Genomic DNA, 10,023 nt, shown 5'->3' with positions numbered 1-10,023 from the left:
AATCTATCACTTCAGATTTCACAGTCCACCGCCGCTCTTTCGATTGCAAGTCCTTTCGTGTATCTCTCCATGAATTTTTCATAGCCTTCCACATCCTCTGCAACAGGATCCATCCCCGTACCTTCTGCATCGTGGAATACTTTGTTGTTAAGATAATCTGTCAAACTTTCGTTCTCTTCTTTACGTACAAGATAATCAGCCAGCAGGGCAATTCCCCATGCGCCGCCCTCGCCTGCAGTTTCCATAACATATACAGGTGTATCGATAGCTCCGGCAAGTATTCTCTGTCCGACTCCTCTTGTCTTAAACAGTCCTCCGTGTCCCATCATACGGTCAAGTCTGACATCTTCCTTTTTGAGCAGGATATCCATTCCTGTCTTAAGTGCCCCGAGAGAAGTGTACAGGTGGACTCTCATGAAGTTTGCAAGATTGAATTTACTTTCAGGAGAACGCACAAAGAGCGGACGTCCCTCATCGAACCCGGTAATATGCTCGCCTGAGAAGTAGTTGTATGCGAGCAGGCCGCCGCAGTCCGGATCGCCCTCGAGGGCTTTATTGTAGAGTGTTCCAAACAGTTTGTTCATATCTACATCGATGCCGAAACTCTCCGCGAACTCTTTGAACAGCCCTACCCATGCATTCAAATCGGATGTACAGTTGTTGCAGTGTACCATGGCCACCAGATCTCCCGCCGGAGTAGTCACAAGATCTATCTCCTCGTACGGCTTAGTCAGATCTTTTTCAAGCACTGCCATAGCAAATACACTTGTTCCGGCAGAGACATTTCCTGTCCTTACGGCAACGCTGTTAGTCGCCGTCATACCGGTTCCCGCATCACCTTCAGGCGGGCACATCGGGATACCGGAAGCAAGATTGCCGGAAGGATCGAGGAGTTTTGCGCCTTCCTCTGTCAGGCTGCCCGCATCTTCACCTGCAAGGAGCACTTTAGGGAGAAGGTCGCGGATCTTCCACGGGAATCCCTTATCAGCCACCAGTTCGTCAAACTGATCCAGCATCCTGCTGTCATAGTCTTTTGCCTCGATATTGATCGGGAACATGCCGGCCGCATCTCCGCTTCCGATCACTTTCTGTCCTGTAAGCCGCCAGTGTATGTATCCGGAAAGAGTAGTAAAGAAACGTACTTTATCTACATGATCCTCGCCGTTTAAAATAGCCTGATACAGATGGGCAATGCTCCAGCGCTGCGGGATGTGATACTGAAAAAGTTCAGACAGCTTCTCTGACGCCTCGCCTGTAATAGTGTTTCTCCAGGTGCGGAACGGCACAAGAAGCTCATCCTTTTCATCAAAAGCCAGATAACCGTGCATCATAGCGCTCACACCGGCAGCGGCCAGATTTGTGACTGTCACTCCATACTCTTCCTGAACATTTTTCACAAGATCCTGATAACTGCCCTGAAGTCCTTTCCACACTTCATGGATATCATATGTCCAGATGTGATCCACATACTGGTTCTCCCAGTCATAGCTTCCTGAAGCAACAGGTGATTTATCCACATCGATGAGTACCGCCTTGATCCTGGTCGATCCCAGCTCGATTCCGAGCACTGCCTGTCCGGCGCTTATCATCTCTCTGATCTCTTCTTTGCTTCTCATTTGCACACTCCTCCTTTATATTTGATATTTTTACAATTATTGTAAAGCTTTTTACAGCATCGTCCTGCGCAGCTCTTCACCGCTCTTCGCGCTTAAATACGCAGGTGCGATATCAAAGACTGTCCTGCATCCGCTCTGCCCTTCTTGAGACAGCCGGTATGCTGCACGGGCATAGGCCACAAGAACCGATGACGTGAACTCCGGATTTGAATCCAGCTTCAGGCTGTACTCAATAAGGTGGCTGTTCTCTCCGTTCCATCCGGTCTTTCCGCTTCTTAAGACAAATCCGCCGTGCGGAATACCGCTGTGGTCTCTCTTCAACTCTTCTTCGCTGATAAAGTGTACAGTCGTATCATAATCCGAGAAATAGTTTGGCATCGTCTTGATCTCTTCCTCGACTTTCGCCGCGTCCGCCCCTTCTTCAAGGACAACAAAACACTCTCTCGTGTGCTTCTGTCTTGTAGTCAGTTCCGGATTTTCTCCGTTTCTTACAGCCTCAAGTGCTGTATCCACAGGAATCGTGTACTGCTTTGCATCTTTGACGCCCTCCACTCTGCGGATAGCGTCAGAATGACCCTGGCTTACGCCCTTCCCCCAGAATGTATAGTCTTTTCCGTCCGGAAGGATGGCATTCGCATACAGTCTGTTAAGTGAGAACATACCCGGATCCCAGCCCACAGAAATGATGCCGATTTTATTTCCCTCTTTTGCGGCTGCGTCTACATTTGCATAGTGCTCCGGGATCCTTGCGTGAGTGTCAAAGCTGTCAATAACATTAAACATGCGGGCATATTCCGGTGTCTGCTCCGGAAGGTCTGTCGCACTTCCTCCGCAGAGGATCATAACATCAATCTTGTCTTTCCAATCTTTCGCTTCAGATACGCTGCACACCGGCACACCCTCTGTCTGTATTGTCACACCAGAGGGATCCCTGCGTGTAAATACTGCCGCAAGCTCCATATCCGTATTCTGTTTTATAGCACACTCAATACCTCTCCCGAGGTTTCCATAACCTAAGATACCTATTCTTATACTCATATCTTGCTCCTTTTCTGTTGTTTTATTGTTTTAATGCTCTGCCTGTTATTATACAGGGATGGAAGCAAGTTTTCAACGAATACCTCACTATTTGTACAACAGTGCTGCGTTGCGGACAGTACGAACCCGACCGTTATCTGTATGCAGCTTCATTCCATCTCAGCTCATTTTTGAGGTTTCTGATCGTTGTGTCCTTATCGATATAGACCGCCTCAATACCCATGGCTGCTGCCCAGTCTCCCATCTGCTCACTTGTCAGGTCGTAGGAGAACGCCGTGTGGTGTGCTCCGCCACAGAGGATCCACGCCTCCGCTCCTGTCTGCAGATTCGGTTCCGGTGTCCAGAAAGCTGTTGCAACCGGAAGTTTCGGCATAGGTTTTTCTGTCTTCTTACAGGTTACATCGTTGATGATGAGACGGAAGCGGTTACCGAGGTCGACAAGGGATGTTGCTACAGCCGGTCCTGTCTTCGCCGTAAATACAAGTCTTGCCGGATCCTCTCTGTCACCCATGGAAAGCGACTGTACTTTGATGCTGATCGGACCGTCGGAAATTGTCGGGCACACTTCCAGCATATGAGCCTGCAGGATTCCTTCTTTGCCCGGTACCAGATTGTACGTATAATCTTCCATAAAGGAAGTTCCCTTCGCATCGTTCATGCCCTCTGTCATAATCTTCATAATACGCACCATAGCCGCTGTCTTCCAGTCTCCCTCTGCGCCAAAGCCGTAGCCTTTCTGCATCAGCCTCTGGATTGCAAGTCCCGGCAGCTGTTTCAGACTTCCGAGGTCGCCGAAATGTGTAACGATCGCCTGATAATTATTCTCCTCGAGGAAACGCTCAAATCCGATCTCGATCTGAGCCTGCACGGCCACATGACGGCGGAATTCTTCCGGATCTCTTCCCTCAAGCAGGATGTCATATGTGTCATAGTATTCGTCCGTAAGCGCTTTTACATCGCACTCGGACACAGACTCCACTGCCTCTGCAATTTCATTCACAGGATAAGCGTCTACTTCCCAGCCGAATTTGATCTGTGCCTCTACTTTATCGCCGTCTGTAACCGCAACGTTTCTCATGTTGTCAGCCACTCTCATAACGCGCACATGGCTGCTCTCGATCACTCCCACTGCCGTACGCATCCATGATGCGATCTTCTTCTGTACCTGTTCATCTTCCCAGTATCCGACGATAACCTTGCGCTCGATTCCCATGCGGGTGAAGATATGCCCGTATTCACGACCGCCGTGTGCGGACTGGTTCTCATTCATGAAATCCATATCGATCGTATCATAAGGGATCTCACGGTTGAACTGGGTGTGAAGATGAAGGAGCGGTTTTCTGTACTCCTGCAGTCCGAGGATCCATGATTTTGCCGGAGAGAATGTATGCATCCATGTAATCACGCCCGCACATGTCTCATCCATGTTTGCCTCGTTGAATGTCTTACGTATCAGCTCGTTCGTGATGAGCGTCGGTTTTAGTACGACCTCGTACGGAAGATTTCCTGACTCATTCAGTTTCTCAACAATTATACGTGAATGCTCAGCCACATGTGCAAGGCACTCATCCCCGTAGAGATCCTGTGAGCCTGTACAGAACCAGAACTTGTACTCTTTTCTTTTTAACATCTTTACATTCTCCTTATTCTTAAATATTTTATATTTTACCGGGCTGTCCGTAATATGCGTTTGCCCCGTGCTTTCTGTAATAATGCTTGTCCTGGAGTTCCTGCGGGGCAGGTTTTACTTCAGGATTGATAAATTCACAGCGCGCGGCCATCTTTGCCACTTCCTCTGCGACTACAGCATTGTGCACCGCCTCATGGGCATCCTTGCCCCATGTAAATACGCCGTGATTCTTGCAGAGCACTGCCGGGACCGCGATATAATCTTTGGCCATCCGCTCAAACTCATCCGCGATCAGAACTCCGGTATTCTTCTCATATGCTTCTTCGATCTCCTCTTTCGTGAGATTTCTCACGCATGGAATCTCTCCGTAAATGTAATCTGCGTGTGTCGTTCCGTAACACGGGATGTCTCTTCCCGCCTGTGCCCAGCTTGTCGCCCAGCTCGAATGAGTATGAACGACTCCCCCGATCTTCGGGAAGCGGTTGTAGAGCACAACATGAGTCGGTGTATCCGAGGACGGATTGTATCTTCCCTCTACTTTGTTTCCCTCAAGGTCTACGACCACCATGTCGTCCGGAGTCAGTCTGTCGTACTCCACACCGCTCGGCTTGATAACAAACAGGCCGCTCTCTCGGTCGAGCCCGCTCACATTTCCCCATGTAAATGTCACGAGATTATATTTGGGCAGAAGCATGTTCGCCTCATAGACTTCTTTCTTCAAATGTTCCAGCATAATTTTTCCTCCTTTTATTCACATCTCATGGATGACCTGCACAGAACTTCGCATCACAAGTTTTGGCATAAATTCCTGTGTCTCCATATTTTCATTTCTGAGTATTTTCCCTACGATACTCTCAGCAGCAGTCCTGCCCAGCTCTTCCGCCGGATTCTCCACCGAGGTCAGCGGCACGGGACAGAACTTTGCAACTCCCGAATTATCAATTCCTACGATGGAAATATCCTCCGGCACTCTCCGGCCCGCCTTACTTAAAATATTCACAAGCTTGTATGCCGTCTCATCGTTATAGCAGACGCATGCCGTGCAGCCTTTCATCCTCTTCACGAACTTGGCGCTCTCCTCCTCCATCGTTCGCAGCTCTTCCGAATCAATCCAGATAACCTGATCACCCCTGATCTTTATCTCCTGCTCCATCAGAGCATCTGTGTAGCCCGCGTACCGCAGATGTCCCTGACCGTCATCCGCCTTGAATATGCCGCCGATTCGGGTATGCCCGCACTCTGTAAGATGCCTGGCTGCAAGGTAACCCGCCCTTCGGTCGTCCATACTGATATGGGGGATAGACAGCTCTTTGTAGTAATTATTGACAAACAGCACCGGAATCCCCAGTTTTTCAAGCTCTCTGTAGAGTTCCATATTCGGGTTCGGCAATGCGCTCTTAACTGTCTCCGCAATAATTCCGTCCACCGACTGGGTATGGATAAATTCCCGGAGCAGCGTCCGCTCTTTTTCTACAGCATTATCCGTCATGGCAATCTGCAGAATGCACCCTTCCCGTGAGAGCACGGATTCGATTCCTTTGATGATCGAGGGAAAAATGTAAGTATCTACATAGGTCAGCATAACGGCAATCCTGATTTCCTTCCCCGTCAGCCGCCGGGTATTCGCGGTCACATAAGTCCCGCTGCCTCTGCGCCCCTCAACGACATTTTTTTCTGTCAGCTCTTCCATGGCACGCCGGACTGTCTGGCGGCTCACGCCGAATCGTTCCATCAGATCATTCTCTGAGGGCAGCTTATCTCCGCGGCTCAACACCCCGCTCTCGATCTCCTGCTGCACCCAGGCAACGATACGCTCATACTTTTTCTGCATCCACCAGCCCCCTTTCCATATACAGCACATCTCCTTATATCACTTTCTGTTCATAATCATACAACATAACAACTTTCAATACAATTCACATTTTATCCAAAGTTATTGTTCTATTTTTGGCATAAAATAAGAAGTTGTATTCTTTTTTATTATCAAAAGCAATACAACTTCTCCCTACTATTTATTCTTGATTATACACGACTCCTGATGCTTCTTATTCGTTCCGTATCGCAGCCAGCGGGCTCAGCTTCATCGCGCGGACTGCCGGGAAATAACCCGCAGCCATCCCCACAAGCACAGCAAATCCCATGGATGCCAGCATAAGCCAGATCGGAATATATGAGATATTCCCTTCCGTCCCCCACAGGCTCTCCCCGGGGATAAGTACATTTATGACCGCCGAAATGATAAGGCTTAAGACATTACCGGCGACGCCTCCGATAAATCCGATGAACGCAGCTTCCAGAAGAAAGAGCTGACGGATATTTTTAAGACTGCACCCGATTACTTTCATAACTCCAATCTCTTTCGTCCTTTCATAGATTGCCATCATCATGGTATTAGCAATACCAATCGCTGCAACAAGCAGGGATACCGCTCCTATTCCTCCGAGCACTGCCTGCACCATGCCAAGGGTTTTCTTCATGCCGTTTATGTATTCTACATTTGTATACACGTCATACCCGAGACTTCGGATTGTCTGTGCAAGCTCCTCTACATTCTCCATATCGTCTGCCTGCACGGAAGCCGAAGAATAGACGAACTGACTGTAAGGCTTCCCGCTCTGGGTAGTCGGCTGTCCGGGAATTGCACGCCCCCTGAATTCTTTCTGCAGATATTCTTTTAATTTGTAAATATCGCAGAGCACATTATAAGAATTAGTATTATAGGTATCCGGTCCGCCTGCAATAACCCCGCATGCGCCGAGTACATATTTCTTCGGTGTCCTGACAGTATTCTCACCGCCCTCTGCACCGCCTTCTGCACCCATTTCCGGTGTGCTCTGCGTCTGATAGTAGCTGTCCTGATCCAGGATCACAAATAACTTGTCATTCTGGAGATCGATATCCGGCAGTTCTCCCGTATCCCAGTATCCGCTTCCCGTCCCTTTCTCATAGAAATCAACAAGGACCATGTTGCCAAATACAAGTTCCAGTTCCGGGCTGTCCGGATCAGGCAGCCTGCCGCCGGGTTCCAGTTCCAGATTCAGGCTTTCCATTGCTTCCAGCGTCATACCGTACAGCTGAAGATATCCTTCGTATTTTCCTTTGAGCGCAAGGGCGGAAAAGTTAAGTACAGGATCCGCACTCTTTACATGTTCCAGTGCTTTTATTTCCTCAATCGTATCATCCGTGATATATTTACTCGACTCTTCTTCACTGCCCGCATCAGTGCTGTAGCTGTACATCATACCGTCGCCGGATTTCCCCGTGACTGTAAGGCCTGTCGTGCCGCCGTCCAGCTCCATCTGTTCATACATGGACTGCTGGAGTCCGAGTCCCAGGGAGATCATGACGACGATAGATGCTGTTCCGATGACAACACCAAGGATTGTCAGGAATGCGCGCAGCTTTCTCCGTTTAAGGCTGCCTGCGCTCATCCTCAGTAAATCGCTCCACCTCATCCATTAACTCCTCCTCTTCCGACGACTGGATCCTATTCTTTCTCCTCTTCAGCAATAAGACTGCCGTCACGGCTCCGATCACCACCAGACCTGCTATAACCGCGATGATGATTCCGATCGGACTTCCCGTCTCCTCGGGCACATCCATCATCATTTCCATATCCGCCGGTTCCATCTCGGCCGTAACTGTCATTGTAAACGGCTGCTCCACCGTATATTCCTTCCCGGAATCATCTTCGTAGCTCAAAACAAGTTTGCAGTTGGATTCGTCATAAGATTCGGCGATAGCTGTCACGATACCGTCGATCGTCCCCGTGGATCCGGACTCCAGATTACCGATGAACTGCTCCTCTCCTTCGATAGCATCTCCTTCGAACCGGACCTTCACATTATACATTTTCACCCGTCCAAGATTATACAAATTGCAGGTGATATTTGCCTCTTCATAGACTGCGACTGTATCGGGCATGATCTGGATTTCACTGAATTCAAACCTTGCTTCCTGAGTAACCGGGATTGCCAGACTGGACTCTCCTTCAAACTGCGTGGCGCTTCCGTCTTCATACTTCATCGTCATTGTTATACTGTAGGGTTTCTGGATCAGATCCGCGCGGCTGTTCAAATCGATCGAGATATCTTTTGTACCGTTTGCAGGTATCCCGTCCAGATAGATGGAGCTGGAACCTGATACCGGAAGGAACGCCGGAGCTTCTGCAGCTTCATCAGTTCCCGCCGCAGGCGCCTGAAGATCAAAAAGCATATTTTTGACCGCCGTCTTTTTTGATGTGTTTTTCAGGTGGATCACCAGTTTAAAGTTACTTCCTGCCTTTACCGTCCCCGGATCCGTATCAAACCCTGTGACGATGACGCGAGGAACAGATCCGTCACCTGCGGATGAAACATCTCCGCCTGTTGAAATCGGGTCCCCGTTATACACAATGCCGTCATCACCGGTATCCACATAACTGCCGGAGCTTCCGTTATTTCCTCCTCCATTATTGTCGGAAGGCTTATCAGACTGCGAGTTATCATGGCCCTTATCACTGTTTCCGCTTCCGGATGTAGTCTTCTTCGCCTCTGTCTTCACAAAGACATATCGCTCTGTCTCGTATACTTTTTCTCCGTCATCATAGGTAAGTTTGAATACAAGCTTATAGGATTTTCCGGTCACATCACTTTTCACGGTCAGCTTATCATCGTCGCCGCCCCAGAGAGCTGTCGCCTGAGCGCCCGCTGCAATTGTCCCGAGGTCCTGCTCATAATTCAGCTTCTCCATATCAAAAGGCCATTCATCCGTACTGTTGATCACGGGTGTTATCATCACATTCTGCGCATCAATATTTCCTTTATTCTGAACATTGATTTTAAGCTCTGTCTTCTCACCTGCCTTATACACCGGGGTCTTCTGTTCATCTCCAACGCTCAGTGTAATCTGGTTTAATACCTTTGCATTCTCGTTTTCACCCTCTTCTGCCCTGACTCCTGCCGGCATAAGCATACAGATAGTAAACATACAGCACAACAGTACCGCCCATGCTCTTTTAAATCGTTTCATATTTTTTCCCTTTCTCATTCTTTTCAGATGTGTTTACATCGATCTTCACGATCTTGCCGTCAATAATGTGGAATACTCTGTCCGCATATTCAGCCAGATGGTCGTCATGCGTCACCATCACGAGCGTCTTTCCCTGACTCTGTACAACTCTGCGCATGAGCCTCATCACTTCTTCCGATGTATGGGAGTCCAGATTTCCCGTCGGCTCATCGGCAAAAATAATATCCGGATCCGAAACAAGAGCTCTCGCAACTCCTACACGCTGCTGCTGACCGCCCGACATCTGATTCGGCATATGCTTTTTGTGCCTGTCAAGTCCCATCAGCGACAGCATCCTGTCCGCTTTCCTGAGCCTTTCTTTTGCCGGCTCTCCCCGGAACATCAGTGGCAGAGCGACATTTTCCAGCGCATTCATTGTACCGATAAGATGAAAGGACTGAAAAATAAACCCGACATGCTCGCGGCGGAACCGGACAAGCTCATCTTCTTTCATCTTCTCGATATGACTTCCACTTATGACAATCTCGCCTTTCGTCGGCTTCTCAAGCCCTGCAAGCATATTCAGAAGTGTCGATTTGCCGGAACCACTCGTACCAACGATCGCACAGAACTCCCCTTTGTGTATCTCGAAACTGACTCCGTCCAGCGCCCGGACAATTGAATCTCCCACACGGTAGAGTTTATAAAGATCTTTTACAGTGATCGCTTCTATCACACTCGCCCCCTCTC

General features: G+C 49.0%; 8 protein-coding genes. All 8 read right to left on the bottom strand.

The window, feature by feature from the left end:
• Positions 1-11: 11 nt before the first annotated feature.
• The 8 genes from FNY66_RS13895 to FNY66_RS13860 all read right to left on the bottom strand — a co-directional run bounded on the left by FNY66_RS13895 (position 12) and on the right by FNY66_RS13860 (position 10,009).
• Positions 12-1,616, bottom strand: coding sequence for a xylulokinase (locus FNY66_RS13895; protein WP_150311531.1), 1,605 nt, complete (start codon positions 1,614-1,616; stop codon positions 12-14).
• Between the two features lie 51 nt (positions 1,617-1,667).
• Positions 1,668-2,654, bottom strand: a complete 987-nt coding sequence (locus FNY66_RS13890) for a diaminopimelate dehydrogenase (protein ID WP_087151433.1) — start codon at positions 2,652-2,654, stop codon at positions 1,668-1,670.
• Positions 2,655-2,787: 133 nt separating this feature from the next.
• Positions 2,788-4,284, bottom strand: a complete 1,497-nt coding sequence (araA, locus tag FNY66_RS13885; protein ID WP_150311530.1) for an L-arabinose isomerase — start codon at positions 4,282-4,284, stop codon at positions 2,788-2,790.
• A gap of 28 nt (positions 4,285-4,312) precedes the next feature.
• Positions 4,313-5,017, bottom strand: coding sequence for an L-ribulose-5-phosphate 4-epimerase (locus tag FNY66_RS13880; protein WP_150311529.1), 705 nt, complete (start codon positions 5,015-5,017; stop codon positions 4,313-4,315).
• 18 nt (positions 5,018-5,035) lie between these two features.
• Positions 5,036-6,115 (bottom strand): GntR family transcriptional regulator, encoded by a 1,080-nt coding sequence (locus tag FNY66_RS13875; RefSeq protein WP_150311528.1) that lies wholly within the window; start codon positions 6,113-6,115, stop codon positions 5,036-5,038.
• A gap of 214 nt (positions 6,116-6,329) precedes the next feature.
• The gene (locus FNY66_RS13870) at positions 6,330-7,739 is read right to left on the bottom strand and encodes an ABC transporter permease (protein ID WP_150311527.1); all 1,410 of its coding nucleotides are present in this window, start codon (positions 7,737-7,739) and stop codon (positions 6,330-6,332) included.
• Positions 7,696-9,294: a COG1361 S-layer family protein gene (locus FNY66_RS13865; protein WP_229409538.1), complete on the bottom strand. Its 1,599-nt coding sequence runs from the start codon at positions 9,292-9,294 to the stop codon at positions 7,696-7,698. Before FNY66_RS13865 ends, FNY66_RS13870 begins: the two co-directional genes overlap by 44 nt.
• A complete protein-coding gene (locus FNY66_RS13860) occupies positions 9,281-10,009 on the bottom strand; it encodes an ABC transporter ATP-binding protein (protein ID WP_150311525.1) in 729 nt (242 codons plus the stop codon). Before FNY66_RS13860 ends, FNY66_RS13865 begins: the two co-directional genes overlap by 14 nt.
• Between the last annotated feature and the right edge of the window lie 14 nt (positions 10,010-10,023).

The sequence above is a fragment of the Mediterraneibacter catenae genome (assembly GCF_008691045.1).
Taxonomy (GTDB): Bacteria; Bacillota; Clostridia; order Lachnospirales; family Lachnospiraceae; genus Mediterraneibacter; species Mediterraneibacter ornithocaccae.
This window is presented reverse-complemented; position numbering and strand designations above follow the sequence as displayed.